This window comes from Stenotrophomonas sp. ZAC14D2_NAIMI4_7, assembly GCF_003086675.1.
Lineage (GTDB): Bacteria > Pseudomonadota > Gammaproteobacteria > Xanthomonadales > Xanthomonadaceae > Stenotrophomonas.
The window spans coordinates 1,593,893-1,614,518 of sequence record NZ_CP025995.1; the positions used below are offsets into that span (position 1 = coordinate 1,593,893).

At 67.9% G+C, this 20,626-nt stretch carries 20 protein-coding genes and 4 tRNA genes; 18 read left to right on the top strand and 6 right to left on the bottom strand.

Annotated features, from left to right (window positions below; translation table 11 throughout):
* The first annotated feature begins 2 nt into the window (after positions 1-2).
* Positions 3-416 (top strand): type IV pilin protein, encoded by a 414-nt coding sequence (locus tag C1922_RS07370; RefSeq protein ID WP_108749172.1) that lies wholly within the window; start codon positions 3-5, stop codon positions 414-416.
* Between the two features lie 62 nt (positions 417-478).
* Positions 479-555, top strand: a tRNA-Asn gene (locus tag C1922_RS07375).
* Between the two features lie 57 nt (positions 556-612).
* Here the strand turns inward: C1922_RS07375 and C1922_RS07380 are convergent.
* On the bottom strand, positions 613-1,149 hold the full coding sequence (locus C1922_RS07380; RefSeq protein WP_108749173.1) for a GspH/FimT family pseudopilin: 537 nt from the start codon (positions 1,147-1,149) through the stop codon (positions 613-615).
* Between the two features lie 130 nt (positions 1,150-1,279).
* On the opposite strand from C1922_RS07380, the gene uvrB reads away from it, so the two are divergent.
* From uvrB to C1922_RS07395, 3 genes are all read left to right on the top strand, one after another.
* A complete protein-coding gene (uvrB, locus tag C1922_RS07385) occupies positions 1,280-3,304 on the top strand; it encodes an excinuclease ABC subunit UvrB (protein WP_108749174.1) in 2,025 nt (674 codons plus the stop codon).
* A gap of 103 nt (positions 3,305-3,407) precedes the next feature.
* Positions 3,408-3,482, top strand: a tRNA-Val gene (locus tag C1922_RS07390).
* A gap of 84 nt (positions 3,483-3,566) precedes the next feature.
* Positions 3,567-3,641 (top strand) — tRNA-Val (locus C1922_RS07395).
* A gap of 81 nt (positions 3,642-3,722) precedes the next feature.
* Here the strand turns inward: C1922_RS07395 and C1922_RS07400 are convergent.
* The 4 genes from C1922_RS07400 to C1922_RS07415 all read right to left on the bottom strand — a co-directional run bounded on the left by C1922_RS07400 (position 3,723) and on the right by C1922_RS07415 (position 5,745).
* The gene (locus C1922_RS07400; RefSeq protein ID WP_108749175.1) at positions 3,723-4,202 is read right to left on the bottom strand and encodes a hypothetical protein; all 480 of its coding nucleotides are present in this window, start codon (positions 4,200-4,202) and stop codon (positions 3,723-3,725) included.
* Between the two features lie 65 nt (positions 4,203-4,267).
* A complete protein-coding gene (locus C1922_RS07405; RefSeq protein ID WP_108749176.1) occupies positions 4,268-4,498 on the bottom strand; it encodes a hypothetical protein in 231 nt (76 codons plus the stop codon).
* Positions 4,499-4,648: 150 nt separating this feature from the next.
* Positions 4,649-4,939, bottom strand: coding sequence for a hypothetical protein (locus C1922_RS07410; protein ID WP_108749177.1), 291 nt, complete (start codon positions 4,937-4,939; stop codon positions 4,649-4,651).
* A 32-nt stretch (positions 4,940-4,971) separates the two neighbouring features.
* Positions 4,972-5,745, bottom strand: coding sequence for a MipA/OmpV family protein (locus C1922_RS07415; RefSeq protein WP_108749178.1), 774 nt, complete (start codon positions 5,743-5,745; stop codon positions 4,972-4,974).
* A 144-nt stretch (positions 5,746-5,889) separates the two neighbouring features.
* On the opposite strand from C1922_RS07415, the gene C1922_RS07420 reads away from it, so the two are divergent.
* The 13 genes from C1922_RS07420 to C1922_RS07480 all read left to right on the top strand — a co-directional run bounded on the left by C1922_RS07420 (position 5,890) and on the right by C1922_RS07480 (position 19,777).
* Entirely contained in the window at positions 5,890-6,561 is a 672-nt protein-coding gene (locus tag C1922_RS07420) for a response regulator transcription factor (protein WP_108749179.1), read from the top strand.
* 1 nt (position 6,562) lies between these two features.
* On the top strand, positions 6,563-7,915 hold the full coding sequence (locus C1922_RS07425; RefSeq protein WP_108749180.1) for a HAMP domain-containing sensor histidine kinase: 1,353 nt from the start codon (positions 6,563-6,565) through the stop codon (positions 7,913-7,915).
* Positions 7,916-7,974: 59 nt separating this feature from the next.
* Entirely contained in the window at positions 7,975-10,383 is a 2,409-nt protein-coding gene (locus tag C1922_RS07430; RefSeq protein WP_108749181.1) for a DNA internalization-related competence protein ComEC/Rec2, read from the top strand.
* Positions 10,384-10,386: 3 nt separating this feature from the next.
* On the top strand, positions 10,387-11,049 hold the full coding sequence (locus C1922_RS07435) for a MotA/TolQ/ExbB proton channel family protein (protein WP_108749182.1): 663 nt from the start codon (positions 10,387-10,389) through the stop codon (positions 11,047-11,049).
* 3 nt (positions 11,050-11,052) lie between these two features.
* Positions 11,053-11,475, top strand: coding sequence for a biopolymer transporter ExbD (locus C1922_RS07440; protein ID WP_108749183.1), 423 nt, complete (start codon positions 11,053-11,055; stop codon positions 11,473-11,475).
* Positions 11,472-13,220 (top strand): lipid A export permease/ATP-binding protein MsbA, encoded by a 1,749-nt coding sequence (msbA, locus tag C1922_RS07445; protein WP_108749184.1) that lies wholly within the window; start codon positions 11,472-11,474, stop codon positions 13,218-13,220. The genes C1922_RS07440 and msbA overlap by 4 nt, the downstream gene beginning before the upstream one ends.
* Positions 13,220-14,239, top strand: a complete 1,020-nt coding sequence (gene lpxK / locus C1922_RS07450) for a tetraacyldisaccharide 4'-kinase (protein WP_108749185.1) — start codon at positions 13,220-13,222, stop codon at positions 14,237-14,239. The genes msbA and lpxK overlap by 1 nt, the downstream gene beginning before the upstream one ends.
* 75 nt (positions 14,240-14,314) lie before the next feature.
* On the top strand, positions 14,315-15,088 hold the full coding sequence (gene kdsB, locus C1922_RS07455; RefSeq protein ID WP_108751516.1) for a 3-deoxy-manno-octulosonate cytidylyltransferase: 774 nt from the start codon (positions 14,315-14,317) through the stop codon (positions 15,086-15,088).
* A complete protein-coding gene (locus C1922_RS07460; protein ID WP_108749186.1) occupies positions 15,085-15,570 on the top strand; it encodes a low molecular weight protein-tyrosine-phosphatase in 486 nt (161 codons plus the stop codon). Before kdsB ends, C1922_RS07460 begins: the two co-directional genes overlap by 4 nt.
* Positions 15,567-16,979, top strand: a complete 1,413-nt coding sequence (locus C1922_RS07465; protein WP_108749187.1) for a hypothetical protein — start codon at positions 15,567-15,569, stop codon at positions 16,977-16,979. Before C1922_RS07460 ends, C1922_RS07465 begins: the two co-directional genes overlap by 4 nt.
* Positions 16,976-18,820: an excinuclease ABC subunit UvrC gene (gene uvrC, locus C1922_RS07470; RefSeq protein WP_108749188.1), complete on the top strand. Its 1,845-nt coding sequence runs from the start codon at positions 16,976-16,978 to the stop codon at positions 18,818-18,820. Before C1922_RS07465 ends, uvrC begins: the two co-directional genes overlap by 4 nt.
* A 17-nt stretch (positions 18,821-18,837) precedes the next feature.
* The gene (pgsA, locus tag C1922_RS07475; protein WP_108749189.1) at positions 18,838-19,464 is read left to right on the top strand and encodes a CDP-diacylglycerol--glycerol-3-phosphate 3-phosphatidyltransferase; all 627 of its coding nucleotides are present in this window, start codon (positions 18,838-18,840) and stop codon (positions 19,462-19,464) included.
* 237 nt (positions 19,465-19,701) lie between these two features.
* Positions 19,702-19,777: transfer RNA gene (locus C1922_RS07480), tRNA-Gly, on the top strand.
* Positions 19,778-20,182: 405 nt separating this feature from the next.
* Here C1922_RS07480 and C1922_RS07485 read toward each other — a convergent pair.
* Positions 20,183-20,614 carry a hypothetical protein gene (locus C1922_RS07485; protein WP_108749190.1) on the bottom strand — a complete coding sequence of 144 codons (432 nt, stop codon included), beginning with the start codon at positions 20,612-20,614 and terminating at the stop codon, positions 20,183-20,185.
* Positions 20,615-20,626 lie beyond the last annotated feature (12 nt).

The window sequence follows — 20,626 nt, forward strand, 5'->3', positions numbered from 1 at the left end:
TTATGAAGAACAACTTCCTCCCGCGCGCGGCGCGTGGCTTCACCCTGATCGAGCTGATGATCACGGTGGCGGTGGTGGCGATTCTCGCCGCCATTGCGGTGCCGTCCTACAGCGAATACGTGCTGCGTTCGCGCCGTGCGCAGGCCAAGGCCGACCTGGTGGAGATCGCCCAGCAGCTGGAGCGCTTCCATACCGTGCAGAACACCTACGCCGGCATGACGCTGCCCTTTGACAAGTCGCCACGCGACGGCACCTCGCGATACACCATCTCGCTCAAGGGAGCTGCCACCGGCTCCGCCTTCACCCTGCAGGCGGTGCCTGGCACCGGGCAGGACAAGGACAAGTGCGGCACCCTGACCCTGGATCAGGCCGGGCGCAAGACGCCTGACGCCAGCAAGGTTGCCGGATGCTGGTAATCCGGCGTCTGTTGGGCAGGGTGTTGCATCGCCTGCGTTGACCGTCTAGAATGCGCCTCCCCGCCCGAATAGCTCAGCCGGTTAGAGCACTTGACTGTTAATCAGGGGGTCGTTGGTTCGAGTCCAACTTCGGGCGCCAGATTCGAAGAAGCCGCGAGAAATCGCGGCTTTTTTCGTTGCAGGCCCAGCGATTGCCTCAGCAGTCGACCACACCGCGCGTGCGTTCGCTGCGTACGCGGCCGGTTACGTTGATGACCACGCGGCTGTGCTCACGCCCATTCACGCACAGCACCAACGACTGATTGGTGCCCGCATTGCGTCCGTCCGGCAGGAACTGCACATACGGGCGATGCTGGCTGGACTGTATCCGCAGGCGACCGGCCGGCCGAACATGTACGTGTACGACCTGGCCCGGGGGCGCTGAGGCCCACGTCGCATCCTCGGTTCGCACCAGCCAGCCCTGGCTCCATTGCTCGCTGCAGGTCACACCGTCGGCCGAACCGCACACCGTTACGCGTCTGCGCTGGGCCACCGCCGTGCTGCGCGCCATCGCCAGGCTGCCGGTCAGTTCGGCGCGCAGGGTATCGGTGCGTAGTCGGATGACCAGGCGCTGCCAAGGCCCCCAGCCCACGGTGAGCAGTACGGCCAGCAGCAGGACGACCAGCAGCAGTTCGATCAGCTGGAAGCCTGTGGCCGGGCAAGGGGGATGCTGCCGGGTTTGACGAAGATTCATGGGCTCAGCCTGAACGTCGAGCCGCCACGTACGCCATCAGCGCAGGGGCTGGCGCGGGGCAGGGCGTTTCCTCAACCGGCCGTCACCAAACCGGCCGCTATAATCAACATTCCCGGGATCTGGCAGCACCATGAGCGACAGCTTTCAACTCGTTTCGCCCTATTCGCCGGCTGGCGACCAGCCCGATGCCATCGCGAAGCTGACCGACAATTTCCAGGCCGGCATCGCCAAGCAGACCCTGCTGGGCGTCACCGGTTCGGGCAAGACCTACACCATCGCCAACGTCATCCAGAACGTGCAGAAGCCGACGCTGATCATGGCGCCGAACAAGACGCTGGCGGCGCAGCTGTATGGTGAGTTCAAGGCGTTCTTCCCGCACAACGCGGTGGAGTACTTCGTCAGCTACTACGATTACTACCAGCCCGAAGCGTACGTGCCCTCGTCGGACACCTTCATCGAGAAGGACAGCTCGATCAACGAGCACATCGAGCAGATGCGCCTTGCGGCGACCAAGACCCTGCTGTCGCGCCCCGACGCGATCGTAGTCGCCACGGTGTCGGCCATCTACGGCCTGGGCGCGCCGGAAGACTACCTGTCGCTGCGACTGATCCTGTCCAAGGGTGAGCGCATCGACCAGCGCGACCTGATCAATCACCTGACCCAGCTGCAGTACACGCGCAACGAATACGAACTGCAGCGCGGCACCTTCCGCGTGCGCGGCGAAGTCGTCGACGTGTTTCCGGCAGAGTCGGACAGCGAGGCCCTGCGCATCGAGCTGTTTGATGGCGAGGTCGAGAAGATCACGATGTTCGATCCGCTCACCGGCGAGACGATGCGCAACCTGCAGCGCTTCACCGTGTACCCGAAGACCCACTACGCCACCACCCGCGAGCGCGTGCTGGCGGCGGTGGAAACCATCAAGGTCGAGTTGAAGGAGCGGCTGGAGCAGCTGTACGCGCAGAACAAGCTGGTCGAGGCCCAGCGCCTGGCCCAGCGCACCCAGTTCGACATCGAGATGATGGCCGAGGTGGGCTTCTGCAACGGCATCGAAAACTACTCGCGGCACCTGACGGGCAAGAATGCCGGCGAGCCGCCACCGACCCTGTTCGATTACCTGCCGCCGGATGCGCTGCTGGTGATCGACGAATCGCACGTGACGATTCCGCAGATCGGCGCCATGTTCAAAGGCGATCGGTCGCGCAAGGAAACCCTGGTCGAGTTCGGTTTCCGCCTGCCTTCGGCGCTGGACAACCGGCCGCTGCGCTTCGAAGAATGGGAAGCACGCTGCCCGCGCGCGATTTATGTCTCGGCCACCCCTGGCCCCTATGAGTACCGCGAGGCGGGCGACGAAATCACCGAACTGGTGGTGCGCCCGACCGGCCTGATCGATCCTGTGGTGGAAATCCGCCCGGTCGGCACCCAGGTCGACGATCTGATGAGCGAAGCCAATGCGCGCATCAAGGCGGGCGACCGCGTGCTGGTCACCACGCTGACCAAGCGCATGGCCGAGAACCTGACCGAATACCTCACCGAGCATGGCATCCGCGTGCGCTACCTGCATTCGGACGTGGATACGGTGGAGCGCGTGGAGATCATCCGCGACCTGCGCCTGGGCAAGTTCGACGTGCTGGTGGGCATCAACCTGCTGCGCGAAGGCCTGGACATGCCCGAGGTGTCACTCGTGGCGATCCTGGACGCGGACAAGGAAGGCTTCCTGCGTTCGACCGGCTCGCTGATCCAGACCATCGGCCGTGCCGCGCGCAACGTGCGCGGCAAGGCGATCCTGTACGCCGACAAGATCACCCGGTCCATGCAGGCGGCGATCGACGAGACCGACCGCCGCCGGGCCAAGCAGGTCGAGTACAACGAAGCGCATGGCATCGTGCCGCGTTCGGTGGCCCGGCCGATCACCGACGTGCTGGAAGGTGCGCGTTCGGATGCCGCCGAGAAGGAGGCGCGCAAGGGCAAGGGCAAGGCCCGTGGCGGGGTGGCCGAGCCGGCGGCGGACTATCGTTCGCTCAGCCCGGCCCAGCTGGCTTCACGCCTGAAGGCGCTGGAACAACAGATGTACCAGCACGCCAAGGACCTGGAGTTCGAGGATGCCGCGCGTGTGCGTGACCAGATCCGGCAGCTGAAGGAAGCCAGCCTTGGCTGAACGGGCCAGCGTCGGCTGCCTTCACAAAACTATTGCGCTGGCGCGCCGGCATCCGTAATATACGCGGCCTGCACCGACGCAATCGCGGAAATGCAGGAAAAACGGGCGGTTAGCTCAGCGGTAGAGCACTACCTTGACATGGTAGGGGTCACAGGTTCGAACCCTGTACCGCCCACCACGAAGTCCCTGGCAAGGGGCTGTCGTGAGGAAGACAAACCCGGCCGGCAAGCCGGGTTTTTCAGTCCAGACATGCAGATTCATTGGGCGGTTAGCTCAGCGGTAGAGCACTACCTTGACATGGTAGGGGTCACAGGTTCGAACCCTGTACCGCCCACCACCTGGCTCCCGGCACTGCCGGTGCAGCGGTGGAAATCCCGAACGCCGGCCCTGGGCCGGCGTTTTCGTTTCTGCCGTCCGGCTAGAAACGGATCATGCTGCACATCCGCACCGGCTTGGAGCTGCGCACGATGCCCTTTTCCGTGCGGCACTGCGCCACCTGATCGTCAGCCCGGGCGCGGCAGTCCGGGCACAGCACCGCCAGTTCCTTGTCGGTACGCACTGGGCCCGCGCACAGGCGCTGCACATGGTTGGCACGCCGCGCGGCGGTTTCGTCAGGCGGCAGGGCCTGGCCGGCGGCGTTCACGATCGTGTAGTCGGCGAAGGGCTGCGGCAGCGCACATTGCGCGCGCGTGGTTTCGACGAAGCGGGCTTCCAGTTCGCTGCGCAGGCGTGCGCCCTGGCGATCACACGCGGCCACCTGGGCGCGCGATGTTGCCGGGGACACGTCTGGATTGACGAACGTGGGGCGGGAGCGAATCTCGCTACCGAACGGGCAGCAGCCCGCAAGCAGTACGCACGCCAGCACCAGGCTCGTGCGGATGAAAGAAGACAGGGTCATGGCGCATCCTTTCGACAGGCGCCCATGCTTGCATCATCGGCGTTGCAGCGGATGAACCGCGCCCCTCATTGCGATGAGGACAGCATGCGTCCGCTGCTGACGCGCAGGCGATGCTGCAGTTGCCAGCTGCCGCCGGTCTGCCGCCACAGGCCCAGCGTGCGCGTGCGCTGCGAGGTGTCGCTTTCCCAGCACAGCACGCTGTCCTGTCCAAGGCGCACCTGCACGTGCGCCACCGGCAGCGTTTCGTCGCCACCGAGCACGGCGGCATACAGCAGAAGCAGGGCAAGCATCGGCATGGCACGGTGCTCCGGAAAGGGAGCCCAGCCTGTCACCGGCGCACGGCGGCCGGTAGCGGAATGCGACGAAGCGTGGAAAACCGCGTGCCAAGCGCATGAGTCGAGGATGAATCCGGGGCCAGGGATGCCCGGACCGCTCGCATCGCGCGCTCAGGCAGCAGCGAACGCCTGCCGCAGGCTATGCAGCGTGGCCTGGCGGTGCGCGCTGGCACACGGCTCGTCCATCTCCAGTTCCTGCAGGCGCAGCCCCACCAGCGTCATCGACAGCACATAGCCGCGTGCGGCGGCATCGGCTGCCCGCGACGCACCCAGCGCATGGCGGGTGAGTGCGTCCACGTGGGCCAGATCCGGCAGCAGGCCCAGGTACACGCGCTCGGCGCTGTCCAGGTCGGGGGCGCGCAGGATCGCGTGTGCGTCGGGGAGGAGGCTGGCGGCGGCCATGCAAGGTCCTTCTGGGCAATGAATGCGCGGCGCTAGAAGGCGCGCATCAATGAAATGAACGCGGAGGTCTGGCTGCCATCGCGCGCCATCGGGCTGTCTTTCACCGCATCGCCGAACCACTGGTTGGCGACCACGCCGGTGGCACGCCATTTGCTGCCCAGCGGCGTGCTGACCGCGATCTGCAGGCTGGGCGAGGTGGCGCTGCCAGGGCGGTAGGCGGCCAGGCCCGAACGCAGGGCTTCTTCGCTGGAAATGCCGTAGTAGTAGTCCAGCAGGCGCGCACTGGAATGCACCACGCCCACCCGCGGCACCCAGGTGAAACGGCCGGCCTGGATCGGGTAGCTGTAGTGCAGGCTCGATTCCATGCCGCCGCCGTGGCCGCTGACTTCGCGCTGCACGCTGGCCGCGACCACGCCCCAATCCGCCTTGTATTCGGCATTGACACCGGCCATGGCCGACATCTGCCGGCTGTGCAGGCGGCGCAGCTGCGCATCGTTCACATCATCGGTCTTGAAGCGCAGCGTGTAAGGCGTGACCACCGCCGATACCCGCAGGCCATCGGCCTTGTACAGGTGCATGCCCAGCGAGCCGGGGCTGGCGAAGAAGCGCTTGCCCTGCCATGCCAGCGCCGGCACCACCAGCGGCTTGTCATCGTAGTGCGCGTACGCACCGGTGGTCGCACCGATGGTGATGCCGGCCTGCACGCCCGGTGCGGCCTCCTGGTCCTGGGCGGTTGCCAGCAGCGGCGTGGAGAGAGCGACGGTGCACAGCAGGGGGCGCAGCAGGGCAGGGGAACGCAGGGACATCGAGGGACGACTTGGCAGGGAACAAGCCCCCATGCTGCGCCACCAACATTGTCGGAACATTGCGCGGGCGGTGGACAAGACGCGCACGTCGCGGTGCCGCCGCAGGCACTATCATCGGCAGCGATTTCCGCCACCGAGCCTCCGATGCGCATCCTTCTGGTCGAAGACGATCCTGATCTGTCCCGTGCCCTGCAGAACGGGCTGGAGCGGCAGGGCGTGGTCGCCGACGTCGTCGGCAGCCTGGCCGAGGCGGCGCTTGCCCTGCGCGAACCGGTGCACCAGCTGCTGCTGCTGGACCGACAGCTGCCCGATGGCGATGGCGTGGCCTTCGTCGCCACCGCCCGCGCGCTGCGCCCCAACCTGCCGGTGATCATGCTGACCGCCAAGGGCGCGCTGTCGGACAAGGTGGAAGGGCTGGACGTGGGTGCCGACGATTACCTGGTCAAGCCGGTCGCCATCGAAGAACTGATGGCGCGCATCCGCGCGGTATCGCGGCGGCCGACGGCCATGGTGACCCCGCGCTTGGTGCTGGGCCGGCTGGCATTCGACTTCGAATCGCTGCAGGCCGAGGTCGACGGCCAGCTGCTGGCGCTGCCGCGGCGCCAGGTGCTGGTGCTGCAGGCGCTGGCCATGCGCCAGGGGCGCACTGTCACCCGCAGCGCGCTGGAAGCGGCGGTGTACGGCTTCGATGACGAGATCCAGTCCAATGCGCTGGACGCGCATATCTCCAAGCTGCGCAAGGCGCTGCAGCAGGCCGGGGCGGGCGTGGAAATCCACGTGATCCGCGGCGTCGGTTATCTGCTGGCGGAGGTCTGAGATGGCCCGGCAGATCCGTTCGATCACCCTGGGCCTGGCCTGGCGGCTGTTCCTGGCGCAGGCCTTCACCGTGCTGTTCGCCGTGGCCGCGCTGATCATCACCTGGGGTGACAAGGACACCTGGGGCATGGACATGTTCATGGCCGAGGACGTGGCCGATGCGCTGCGCAGCGTAGATGGTCGCCTGCAGCTGGACGAAGCACGCTGGCAGAAGGTGGATGCGCGTGCCGGCGGCAACCTGTGGTTCGCTGCGGTCGATGACCGGGGCGCGTGGCTGGAACGTGGCAAGGTGCCCAGCGTGCATGCGCCGTTGCTGGCGCGCCTGCCGACGCTGGGCGCGACCGAGCTGGGTTCGCTGGTGCCGCCCTACCTGGATGTGGCGCGGGTGATGATCCGCTACGACGAAGGCCGGCGCATCACGGTGATGGTCGGCGGCGCGCCCAAGGGTGGCCTGGTCGACGGCGCGCTGATGGTGCTGCGGCTGATCGGGTTGTGGTTCTTCCTGCCGCTGATCGTGGTCACCCTGCTGGTGATGCCCACGGTGATCCACCGCGCCATGCGCGGCGTGCGCCGTTCTGCGCAGCAGGCCAAGGAACTGGATGTGGGCCAGCCCGGCGCGCGCCTGGATGCGCAGCTGGTGTCCACCGAAATCACGCCCCTGGTCGAAGCCTTCAACGATGCCATCGACAAGGTGCAGCAGGGCTATGCCGCGCGTGACAAATTCCTGGCCGATGCCGCCCACGAGCTGCGCGTGCCGATCGCGGTGGTGCAGGCGCGTCTTTCGCAGTTACCGCAGGGCGAGCTGAAATCCCAGCTGCTGACCGATGTGGCGCGCCTGGGCAATGTTGCCGAACATCTGCTGGACCTGCAGCGTCTGGATCGCAACACGACCGCACTGCAGCGGCTGGACCTGGCGCACCTGGTACGTGAAGCGGCGGCCGAGCTGGCACCGCTGGTGGTGGGGGCTGGCTATGGCTTCGAAGTGGATGCGCCCGACACCCCGGTGTGGATCCAGGGCGACGGGCTGGCGCTGGGCCGGGTGATCGCCAACCTGGTGCACAACGCGATCGTGCACGGCGGCGGTCGCGGCACCATCTGCGTGCGGGTGGACCCGCAGGGCCTGCTGGACGTCAGCGACCAGGGCGCCGGTGTGCCGGTGGGCGATCGCGAAGCGATCTTCGAGCCGTTCCACCGACTGCGCGCGGCCGGCAGCGGCAGTGGCCTGGGCCTGCACCTGGTGAAGGAAATCGTGCAGCACCACGGCGGCAGCGTGAGCGTGGGGGAAGCGCCGGGCGGCGGCGCGCGGTTCCGGGTGAACTTCCACCGCGGGGCGTCACGCCGAAGCGAACGCTGACGGCGCAGCGCGGCGTCGGCTGATGGCCGCTGCGGGCCGCACGCCTGCAGGCTGGGGGCATGGCCGCGACCGTGCCCCTGTCTGCCTGCCTTGGTCCCGGCTGCGCCGCCGCGCTGGTGCTGGGGGTGCTGGCCTGTAGTACTGCATCGGCCTTGTTGCCGGTGTGGCTGGGCACCCTGCTGGTGGTGGTGGCGTTGCCGGGCTGGCTGCTGCGCTGGCGCGGCCGGGTGGTGGCGGCCGCCGTGTTTGGTTTCGGCTGGGCGACCTGCCACGGCCATGCAGCGTTGCAGCAGCAGTGGCCGCCAGGTGCCGCGGCGCAGGTCGTGCAGGTGCGCGGTCGGGTGGTCGATCTGCCGACCCATGCCAGCGACCACACGCGCTTCACGTTGCAGGTCGCGCACGCCGATGGCCTGCCCGCGCTGCGGGGCCGTCGGCTGCAGGTGCGTTGGTCTGCGCTGAAAGGGGCCGAGGCGCGCAACGGCGGCGCTGCCGTGGAGCAGCGCCATGCCGTGCGTGCCGGTGCGCAGTGGCAGCTGGCGTTGCGGGTGCGGGCGCCGCGTTCGCGCATCAATCCCGGCGGCTTCGACGGTGAGCGCCATGCACTGCTGCAGGGGCTCGCGGGCAGCGCGAGCGTGCAGCCGCAGCGGCAACCACGGCTGCTGCGGCCGGCCCATGGCCTGCTGGCATGGCGCGAATCCTGCAGCGATGCCATCGCCACCCAGGTCGGGCGCCCCTCGGCGCGCTTCGTGCAGGCGCTGGCGCTGGGCGATACCCGCGGATTGGCCGATACCGATTGGGAGCACCTGCGTGCCTTGGGCCTGACCCATCTCATCGCGATATCCGGCTTCCATGTGGGGCTGGTGGCCGGCTTCGGTGCGTTGCTATGTGCGGTGTCGTGGCGGCTGAGGGCGCCGCTGGCGATCCACGTGCCACGCCCGCAGGCGGCCGCCCTCGCGGCGGCGCTGGCCGCGGGCGGCTACACGCTGCTGGCCGGTGCCGAGCTGCCGACGGTGCGCACGGCGCTGATGATCGCGGTGGTGGCGCTGGCCCGGGTGGCGCGGCGGCCGGTATCGGTGCCGCAATGCCTGGCCCTGGCCGCGCTGCTGATGGTGCTGCCGGCACCGTTTTCGATCCTGTCGGCCGGCTTCTGGCTCAGTTTTGGCGGCGTACTGTGGCTGTTGTGGTGCCTGCCACAGCAGCGGCCGCATGGGCTGTGGCAGCACGTGCGCGCCGCGCTGGCGGGGCAGGGCGTGGCCAGCGTCGCGCTGCTGCCGCTGGCGGTCGCGCTGTTCGGCGGAACCGCGCGCTGGGGACCCCTGCTGAATCTGCCGGTCATTCCCTGGTGGAGCCTGGTGGTGGTGCCGGTCGCGCTGGCCGGTACCGCGCTGCACGCCGTGCATGACGGCGCGGGGCGCTGGCCGTGGCGGGCGGCGGCCTGGTTGTTCGAACTCAGCTGGCAGGCATTGCAGCCGCTTGCGGCGCAGCCACAGGCCATGTGGTGGCTGGCCGAAGCGCCACGCTGGGCACTACCGGCGGCGGTGGCGGGGGTGTTCTGGTGGCTGCTGCCGCGCGGCAGTGGCGGCCTGCTGGCCGGTGGAGTGTTGTGCCTGCCCCTGCTCTGGCCAGCGGCGCCGGTGCCGCGCCACGGCGAGATCGAGCTGCTGGTGCACGATGTGGGGCAGGGGGCTGCGGTGTTGGTGAGAACGGCCACCCATGCGCTGTGGTACGACGCGGGGCCGCCGGGCGGCGCCGACGCAACGGAGCGGGTGCTGATGCCGGCCGTGCGCGCGCTGGGGCAGGCACCGCCACGACTTCTCCTGCTCAGCCACGATCACCTGGACCACGCCGGCGGGCTGCCGGCACTGCGCCGGCAGGTGCCGGGGCTGCAGGTGCTGGCCCCGCCAGGGCAGGCGCCGCCCGGCGCCCACGCCCTCTGCCGGCAGGGTCTGCGCTGGCAGTGGGACGGGGTCGATTTCCAGGTGCTGCACCCCGGCCGCGCGGCGGTCGGGGCCGGCAATGAAGCCAGCTGCGTGCTGCGCATTGCCGGCGCCCATGGGGCCGTCCTGTTGCCGGGCGATATCGGGCGCACGGCAGAACAGCTGTTGCTGCAGGCGCGCCCGGACCGCCTGCGGGCCGAGGTGGTGCTGGTGCCGCACCACGGCAGTGGCGGCAGCTCCAGCCCGGCCTGGGTGGCGGCGGTGCAGCCCAGGCTGGCGCTGGTCTCGGCCGGGCACCAGAACCGCTTTGGCCACCCGAAACGTGACGTAGTGCAGCGCTGGCGCGCAGCCGGCGCCGAAGTGCTGGTCACCGCCGACACCGGCGCGATCCGCGTATGGCTTGGCGCACAAGGCCTGCAGGTGCGCGAACAGCGGGTCCACGCGGCCCGGTGGTGGGATGCCGCTGGGCGGGCACGGTCGGCTGCTATCCTATCGTCGATCGAACAAGCGGCCGATGGGCCGGAGGGTTGAAACGTGTGGGAACTGGTCAAGGCCGGTGGCTGGCCGATGGTGCCGCTGCTGCTGTTGGGCGTACTGGCTTTGGCAATCGTCCTGGAGCGTTTCTGGTCCCTGCGGCGTAACGAGGTGTTGCCGCCTGGCCTGGGCCAGGAAGTGCGCAACTGGGCCGCACGCGGCAAGCTCGACCCGGCCCACCTGCAGACCCTGCGCGCCAACTCGCCACTGGGCGCCCTGCTGGCGGCCGCGCTGGAAGCCCGCAACCGCCCGCGCGACCAGATCCGCGAGCGCATCGAAGACACCGGCCGTCACCTGGTGCATCGCATGGAACGTTTCCTCAATGCGCTGGGCACCATCGCCTCGGCCGGCCCGCTGCTGGGCCTGCTGGGTACCGTCATCGGCATGATCCAGATGTTCCTGGGCATCCTCGACCACGGCGTGGGCGATGTGAACCAGCTCGCCGGCGGTATCGGCAAGGCGCTGGTCTGCACCGCCACCGGCATGATCGTGGCCATTCCTGCGCTGATGTTCCATCGCTACTTCAAAGGCCGCATCCATGGCTACGTGGTGGAGATGGAGCAGGAGGCCAGCGCTCTGCTGGACACGCTGGATGGTCGCCCGGGGGTGATGAACCCGGCCCCGGTCGCGCGCGCCGCAGCGCCTGCCACGGCCAAGGCCTGATCGATGCGCATCGGCAACGACCGATCCCAGGATGAGCCGCACATCGACCTGGTGCCGCTGATCGACGTCATCCTGGTGCTGATCATCTTCTTCGTGGTCACCACCACCTTCGATGCGCGCTCAACCCTGCAGGTGCAGCTGCCGACGGCCAGCGACCAGCAGAACCCCGAACCGCCGCGTTCGCTGAGCGTGCTGATCAACGCCGAAGGGCGTTACTTCATCAACGACCAGGAAGTGCTGCGCAGCGACGTTGAATCGGTCAAGCAGACCATCGCCGCCGTTGCCGGCAGCGATCGCCAGCAGACCGTACTGCTGCGCGCCGACGCGCGCACTCCCTACCAGGCCGTGGTCACCGCGCAGGATGCGCTGGGCCAGCTCGGCTTCCGCCGTATCGCAATCGCAACAGCGCCAGAGGTGCGTCCATGAGTTCCAAACACGCGCCAGTGTGGCCGATCTACAAACGCCTGCTCGGCTATACCCGGGCCTACTGGGTGTTCATGGTGGCCGCGGTCATCGCCATGGTGGTCGAAGCCCTGGCCGGCTATCACTTCACCAAGCTGATGGAGCCGCTGGTCAACCGCGGCTTCGTCAACCCCGAGCCGCGCATGGCGGTCATCCTGCCGCTGACCATCCTCGGCCTGTTCCTGATGCGCAGCCTGGCCACCTGGGTGAGCGATTACACGCTGGCCAAGACCGGCCGCAGCGTGGTGCGCGACCTGCGTGAGCAGGTACTGCACAAGTACCTGCACCTGCCGTCGTCGCACTTCGACAACGAAGCCACGCCGGTGATGGTCAGCCGCCTGAACTTCGATACCGAGCAGGTTACCCAGGCCAGTGCCGATGCGCTGAAGACCGTGGTGGCCGATACCCTCACCATCATCGCCATGCTGGTGGTGATGCTGCAGATGAGCGTGAAGGTGACCCTGGCGATGCTGCTGGTGGTGCCGCTGATCGGTGCCATCGTGTCCTATGTCGGCAAGCGCTACCGGCGCATCAGCCGTGGCATCCAGGACGGCATGGGCACCATGGCGCAGACTGCGGAGCAGTCGTTGGCCGCGCAGCAGGAAGTGAAGGTGCACGGCACCCAGCAGCACGAGATGACCCGCTATTCGCGCCTGGCCAACCGCATGCTGGCGCTGAACATGAAGGTGGAAGTGACCCGTGCGGCCGCCTCCAGCGTGGTCCAGTTCCTGGCGGCGCTGGCGCTGGCGGTGATCGTCTGGGTGTCCACCCGCGAAGCCCTGGCCGGCAAGCTCAACGCGGGTCAGTTCATGGGCCTGATGACCTCGATGATGGCCATCATTCCCTCGCTGCGCCGGTTGACCAGCGTGCAGACGTCGATCTCGCGTGGCGTGGCCGCCGCCGAGCGCCTGTTCGGCATCATCGACATGCCGGTGGAGCGTGATACCGGCACCACCCGCGTGCAGCGCGTGCGTGGCGAACTGTCGTTCGACCACGTGATGCTGCGCTACCGCGAAGACAGCGGCATCGCCCTGGACGACATCAGCTTCGTGGCCAGGCCGGGGACGGTCACGGCCATCGTCGGCCGTTCCGGCAGCGGCAAGACCAGCCTGATCCGGCTGGTGCCGCGGTTCTACGAGCCCAGCGGCGGCGTCATCGCGCTCGACGGGGTACCGCTGGACGAGTACCCGCTGTCCGACCTGCGCCGGCAGGTGGCCATGGTCGGGCAGAAGGTCATGCTGTTCGATGACACCATCGCCGCCAACATCGCCTATGGCATGGATGCGACCGACGAGCAGATCCGGGCCGCGGCCGAAGCGGCCAATGCCTGGGAGTTCATCGCGCGCATGCCGCAGCAGCTGCAGACGCCGGTGGGCGAGAACGGCGCGCTGCTGTCCGGCGGCCAGCGCCAGCGCCTGGCCATCGCCCGCGCGATCCTGCGCGATGCCCCCATCCTGATCCTGGACGAGGCGACCGCGGCGCTGGACAACGAATCCGAACGTTTGGTGCAGGATGCGCTGCAGCGCCTGATGCCCGAGCGCACCACGCTGGTGATCGCGCACCGCCTGTCCACCATCGAACACGCCGACCAGGTGCTGGTGATGGATCATGGTCGTATCGTCGAACGCGGCACCCACCAGGAACTGCTGGCCATGGGCGGGTTGTACCAGCACCTGCACAGCATGCAGTTCCGCGACAGGCAGGACTGATGGCTGCAAAGGGCACCCAGACCCCCGCGTACTGGTACGACGGCAGCCCGGTACCGTGGCCGATGCGCCTGCTGGCACCGGTCTACGCCGGCATTGCCGGCCTGCGCCGGCAGCTGTACCGCCGTGGCTGGCGCAAGCGCCATGCGCTGCCGGTCCCGGTGATCGTGGTCGGCAATATCACCGCGGGCGGCACCGGCAAGACGCCGCTGACGATCGAACTGGTCAACCGCCTGCGCGAGGCTGGCTGGAAGCCTGGCGTGGCCAGCCGTGGCTATGGCCGCGACGACGCCGGTACGGCGCGCTGGGTGGACGCCGATACGTCCACCGCACTGGGCGGTGACGAACCGGTGTTGATCGCCTGGAAGACCGGTGTTGCCGTGCGCGTGGACAGCGACCGCGTGGCCGCGGGCAAGGCGCTGGTGGACGCCGGCTGCAACGTGATCGTCTGTGACGACGGCCTGCAGCATTACCGCTTGGCCCGCGACATCGAGATCGAAGTCGTGGACGCACAGCGCCGCTACGGCAACGGTCGGATGATCCCGGCCGGGCCGTTGCGCGAGCCGGTCAGCCGCGCCGAGCACTGCGATTTCCGCGTGGTCAACCTGGGCCAGGCCGATGCGGCCGCGGCCGCGCAGGCCTGTGGGTTCGGCCAGTGGCCGATGGCCCTGCAGATCGACAGCGCGCAGCCGCTGCCGGGTGGGCGCAGCCGGCCACTGTCCTCGTTCGCCGGGCAGCGCGTGCACGCCGTGGCCGGCATCGCGCACCCGCAGCGCTTCTTCGACATGCTGCGCGCGCGCGGCATCGGCGTAGTGCCGCACGCGTTCGCCGACCACCAGGTGTACCAACCGCAGGACCTGTCCTTCGGCAGCCAGTTGCCGGTGCTGATGACCGAAAAAGACGCAGTGAAGTGCCGTGCCTTCGGCAACGACTGGCACTTCGCGGTGCCGCTGCGCGCCGATCTGCCTGCCGCGTTCTGGGTGGCCCTGACCGACCGCCTGGACAAGCTGCGCCCGAACTGAGCGGCCGCCGGGCACTTGCATCTGCGCGTTGCCGGCCGCATTCCTGCTGTATCGCGCCTGCCGAGTACTGCCTGCATGAATGATTTCGTCGTCGCCATTCCCGCCCGCTACGCTGCTTCGCGGCTGCCCGGCAAGCCGCTGCGGCTGCTGGGCGGCGAACCGCTGGTGCTGCACGTGGCGCACCGCGCGCTGCAGGCCGGTGCGCGCGAGGTCTGGGTCGCCACCGATGACACCCGCATTGCCGACGCGCTTGCCGGGCTGGGTGAGGTGAAGGTGGCCATGACCGCCAGCAGCCACGCCTCCGGTACCGACCGCCTGGCCGAGTGCGCGCGCATGGCCGGCTGGGCCGATGACACCGTGGTGGTCAACCTGCAGGGCGACGAACCGTTTGCGCCGGCCGCGGGCATCCGTGCCGTGGCCCAGGCGCTGGTCGAAGGTAATGCGCCGATGTCGACCCTGGCCACGGCCGTGGAAGACGCCCATACCCTGTTCGATCCGAACGTGGTGAAGCTGGTGCGCAACGTGCGCAACGAAGCGTTGTACTTCAGCCGCGCGCCCATCGCCTGGCATCGCGACGGCTTCGCGCGCAACCGCGACGTACTGCCGGAAGGCCATCGCTGGCTGCGCCATATCGGTATCTATGGCTACCGCGCCGGCTTCCTGCAGCAGTTCGCGGCAATGCCGCCGGGCCAGCTGGAGCAGGTGGAAGCGCTGGAGCAGCTGCGTGTGCTGGAGGCCGGCCATGCGATCAGCGTGGCAATCTCGCCCGAAGCGTTCCCGCCGGGCATCGATACGCCGGAAGACCTGGAACGCGCCGAGGCACGCCTGCAGGCCATGGGCGGCCGATGAAGCTGCTGCTGGTCTGCCTGGGCAACATCTGCCGCTCGCCGATGGCCGAAGGGGCGCTGCGCGCGCGCCTGCAGGCCTCGCCCCTGGCGGGGCGGGTGCAGGTGGATTCGGCCGGCACCGGCGACTGGCATGTTGGCGAGCCGCCGGATCGGCGTGCGATCGCCTGCGCGGCACGCCATGGCGTGGACATCAGCGCCCTGCGCGCACGCCAGCTGCAGGCCGTCGATTTCGGCCGCTTCGATTGGGTGCTGTGCGCGGACGAGGCCAATCTGCGCGACGCGACTCGGCTGGCCGGTACAGAGGCTGGCGACCGCCTTGCGCTGTACCTGCCGTGGGCCGGGCTGCGCGGTGGCGCCATTCCCGACCCCTACACTGGCGGCCAGGATCACTTCGAGCAGGTCTGGGCGATGGTGGATGACGCGGCGAAATCTGTCGTGGCACGACTGTTGCATGACGCCGACTCCGGCATAATCGAGCCATGAACGTCCAGCCCGTCCCGGACCTGCCGGAATTCGCCACGTGGCTCAACGCCGCGCCCTGCACCCTGACGGAGCTGCGGGGCCGGCCGGTCGCGTTGTTGTTCGTCAACGCCGCCTCGGCGTGGAGTGCGCAGCGCCTGGCCGAGTTCGGCCAATGGCTGTCGCGCAATCCCGGCAAGCTGCAGCCGCTGGTGCTGCAGGTGCCGCGCTTCGATTTCGAGCGTGAAGCGCCTGCCGCATTGAAGCTGCTGCGCCGGCAGGGGCTGGTGATGCCGGCCCTGCTGGACGCCGACTGGGACGGCTGGCGCCGCTTCGGCGTGACCGCGTGGCCGACCCTGGTGCTGCTGGACGCGCAGGGGCGCGAGCAGCAGCGACTGGTGGGCATGGGCGCACCCGGCGAGCTGGAGCGGGCGCTGAACGCGCTGTGCGAAGGCGCGCCGGCCGCACCACCACGTGGCGGCAGCGAACTGCAGCCCGAGCCCCGACACCCGCTGCGCTTCCCGCTGGGGCTGGCGGTCAGCCAGGAGCGGCTGTACATCGCCGACAGCGGCCACCACCGCATCCTCGAATGCAGCCATGGTGGGCGCGTGCTGCGCCAGTTCGGCCTGGGCACCGCCGATTTCATGGACGGCAACCTGGCCGAGGCGGCCTTCCACCGCCCGCAGGGCCTGGCCCTGGAGCGCGAATCGCTCTACGTGGCCGACACCGGCAACCACGCCGTGCGCCGCATCAACCTGATGACCGGCCAGGTCGACACGGTGTGTGGCAACGGCCGCCCCGGCGCCCCGGTGGAGGGGCCGGTGGCGCAGGCCCGCCAGGTCTCACTGGACCACCCGGTGGGGCTGGCCATCGCCGACAACCAGCTGCACATCGCCATGGCTGGCGACAACCGCCTGTGGAGCTTCCACCTGGGCCTGCGCAGCCTGCAGTGGCGCGCAGGCAGCGGTGCCATCGACGAGCGCGATGGCAGCGGCCACCTGGCGGCATTTGCCCAGCCCACGGCGGTGGCGGTGGTGCAGCAGGTGCTGTACGTGGCCGACGCGCTGGGCTCGTCGATCCGTGCGCTGCAGCTGCGCGGCGACCTGGTGCAGACCCTGATCGGCCAGGGCAATTGGCGCTTCGGCGATGACGATGGCCCGCGCGCGCAGGCCAGCCTGCAGTTCCCGCAGGCGATCGCGCTCAGCCCCGATGCGCCGCTGCTGTGGATTGCCGATACCGGCAACGGCCGCCTGCGCACGCTGCGCCTGGGCGGTGGCGAACTGGTGACCCAGCCGCTGCCGCGTCGCCTGCAGGGTCCCGCCGGGCTGGCGGTGGGTGCTGGCGCAGTATGGATTGCCGAAACCGACGGCCACGCCGTGCTGCGCTTCGATCCCGACAGCGGCGTGCTGAGCGAAGTGCCCATCAGCGAATGAGTTCCGCATCTGCCCCGGCCTTCGACGGCAAGGCCTTCGCGGGCCAGTTGAGTACTGCGCCCGGCGTCTACCGCATGTACGCCGCCGACGACACCCTGCTGTACGTGGGCAAGGCGCGTGCGCTGCGCAATCGCGTCGGCAGCTACTTCAACGGCAGTCCGAAGAATGCGCGCATCATGTCGATGCTGTCGCAGATCGCGCGCATGGACGTCACGGTCACGCGGTCGGAAGCCGAAGCGCTGCTGCTGGAAAACCAGCTGATCAAATCGCTGTCGCCGCGCTACAACGTGTCCCTGCGCGACGACAAGACCTACCCGCACGTGCTGCTGACCCGCGAAGACTGGCCGCGCATCGCCCTGCATCGCGGACCGCGCGCCATTCCCGGGCGCTACTTCGGTCCGTACCCGGGGGTCACCGCGGTGCGCGAAACGCTGAACCTGATGCACAAGCTGTTCAAGTTGCGAAGCTGCGAAGACAGCGTGTTCCGCAACCGCTCCCGGCCCTGCCTGCAGTACCAGATCGGTCGCTGCAGCGCGCCGTGCGTGGACCTGGTGCCGGCCAATGAATATGCCGAATCGGTGCGTCGCGCGGCACTGTTCCTGGAAGGCAAGAGCGATGAGCTGACCCGCGAGCTGGGGGAACAGATGCAGCAGGCCAGCGAGGCGCTGGAGTTCGAGCAGGCTGCGCGCCTGCGCGATCTGATCGCCTCGCTGCGCAGCATGCAGATCCGCCAGTACGTGGACGGCCGCGCCGCCGACCTGGATGTGCTGGCCGTGGCCATGCAGGGTTCGCAGGCCTGCGTGCTGCTGCTGGCGTTCCGTGATGGCCGCAACCTGGGCACACGCCCGTTCTTCCCGCGCACCAACGGCGAAGAGAGCCCGGAAGAAGTGCTGGCGGCCTTCGTGTCGCAGTACTACATCGAGTTCGAACCGCCGCGCGAGATCCTGCTCGACCGCGAGATTCCCGATGCCGATCTGCTGGTGGCGGCGCTGTCCGCCTCGGCCGAGCGCAAGGTGCAGTTGAAGTGGAACGTGCGCGGCGAGCGCGCCGGCTATCTGGAGCTGGCCAGCCGCAACGCCCAGCTGACCCTGGCCACCGAACTCAACAGCCGCAATGCGCAGCACGCGCGCAGCGAAGCTCTGCGCGAAATGCTGGGCCTGGCCGAACCGGTCAAGCGGGTGGAATGCTTCGACATCAGCCACACCATGGGCGAAGCCACCGTGGCGTCGTGCGTGGTGTTCGATGCCGCCGGCCCGGTGCGTGCGCAGTACCGCCGCTACAACATCAGCGGCATCGAACCCGGCGATGATTACGCGGCCATGCGCCAGGCCATCGACCGCCGCTTCCGCCGCGCGGTGGAAGAGCAGGGCGTGCTGCCCGACGTGCTGCTGATCGACGGTGGCGCCGGCCAGCTGGCCCAGGCACAGGCCGCGCTGGCCGACCTGGGCGTGGAGGGCGTGCTGCTGGTGGGCGTGGCCAAGGGTGTGGAGCGCCGTGCCGGCCACGAAGCGCTGGTGATGCCTGATGGCCGCGAGCTGCGCCCGGGCGCGGCCAATCCTGCACTGCAGTTCATCCAGCAGGTGCGCGACGAAGCGCACCGCTTCGCCATCACCGGACATCGGGGCCGCCGTCAGAAGGCCCGGATGACCAGCAAGCTGGAAGACATCCCCGGTATCGGCCCGCGTCGGCGCGCCAGCCTGCTCAAGCATTTCGGCGGGCTGGTCGGGCTGAAAGCCGCCGGTGAAGCGGAAATCGCCAAGGTTGAAGGCATCAATGACGCCCTCGCGGCGCGCATCTACGCTAACCTGCACGGGTTGGCCACGCCTGACCCGGCCGAGTAGAGAGAGAAGCAAGCCGCATGAAGTTGACCCTGCCCACCTGGCTGACGTTGTTGCGGATCGTGATGATCCCGGTGCTGGTGCTGGTGTTCTACCTGCCCTACACCTGGACCAATTTCGCGTCCGCGGCGATCTTCGGCCTGGCCGCGATCACCGACTGGCTGGATGGCTGGATTGCGCGCCGCTATGGCCTGGAATCGGCGTTCGGCGCCTTTCTCGATCCGGTGGCAGACAAGCTGATGGTGGCCGTGGCGCTGTTCCTGATCGTGCAGGGCCACCCGACGCCGTGGATGGCGTTCTGGGCGGCGGTGATCGTCGGCCGCGAAATCGCGGTGTCGGCGCTGCGGGAGTGGATGGCCGAGCTGGGCCAGCGCGCCAAGGTACGTGTGGCCATGATCGGCAAGGTCAAGACCACCGCACAGATGGTCGCGCTGCTGTGCCTGCTGTATTCGGTGGCACCGAACGTGCCGGTCAATGACATCTGGATGGGCCCGCCGGTGTTCCATATCGGCGACTGGACCCTGGCCATCGCCGCCGTGCTGACCCTGTGGTCGGGCCTGCAGTACCTGCACGCCGCGTGGCCCAGCCTGCGCGAAGACGAACGTGCCGCACGCGAGCGCTCGCGGCAGAAGAAGCTGGGCAACTGAGCCCCAGGGTCGGATCCCTTTCGCAGGAAAGGGCTCTGACCCCAAGCGTGGCTCCATCCGCGCATGGCGTGGATCTACTGGCCGATGCATCTCCGTTTGGCCTGTGGATCAACTGATGCATCGCGCGGCGTAGTAGATCCACGCCATGCGTGGATACGCGATGCCGAAGTGCAGAGACATCCGCTTGAAAAAATCGCTTGACGCCATTCCCAGAACAGGTAGAATTTCGCCTCCCAAGCGGGAATAGCTCAGTTGGTAGAGCGCAACCTTGCCAAGGTTGAGGTCGCGAGTTCGAGTCTCGTTTCCCGCTCCAGATTCAAGAGAAACGCTCCCGGAAGGGGGCGTTTTTCGTTGTGGGCAGCGTGCGCTTCATCCCCACTTCACCGCCACCCCATCGCACCGCCACGCGCGCCGGCGAAGCTGCAACACCGTTCCAACCGGTGATGCCGCGATGCCCCACATGCCCTCTGCCTACGACCACGATCTGGTCATCGTCGGCGCAAGCTTCGCCGGTGCGGCCTGCGCATCGGCCGCCGCGCAGTACGGCCTCCGTGGCGGCGTGCTCGAACACTGAACCGACCCCGGCGGGCGGCTGCACACCACCGGTATCGTGAGGGGTGAAGGAGATGCAGCAGGATTTTCTTGGCGTCGTGCAGGAATATGCCGCTGAGCGTGATCCGTTGCTGGACAGCTTCGCTTCGTGGTGCGCTTGCATTGATCATGCTGATTTGGTTTCTTTGAATATTGATTCAATATCCATTGTGTACTTTTCTGGGTCGGGCATTCGAATCTTCCTCATGTACTGCAGTAGTGCCATTCTTCCGTGCAGAAGCAGGTGGTACTCAATGATGTGGCCAATCGGAAAATTTTTCTTCGGTGCGTGACTGATCATGTTGTCCCTGCCGCCGTTCGGCTTGCTGTATGCAGCTTGCTTCTCTACGATGTAGGCAACCAGATGCTCTTGGTGGTTCAGTGCGGTGTGTAGTAATTCATCGCAGGAGAGCGATGCGTGCTGCATCCACTTCTCCATCAGGTTGATAATGGAGCCGTGAACTTCTGACCTTCTGTCAATTTTCTCTGGAATGTGCCTGTCTAGTTTGTCGAGCAGGATTGCGTAGGTGTCGGACTGCATGAATTCGGGGATTTTCATTGCTGCAGTGGG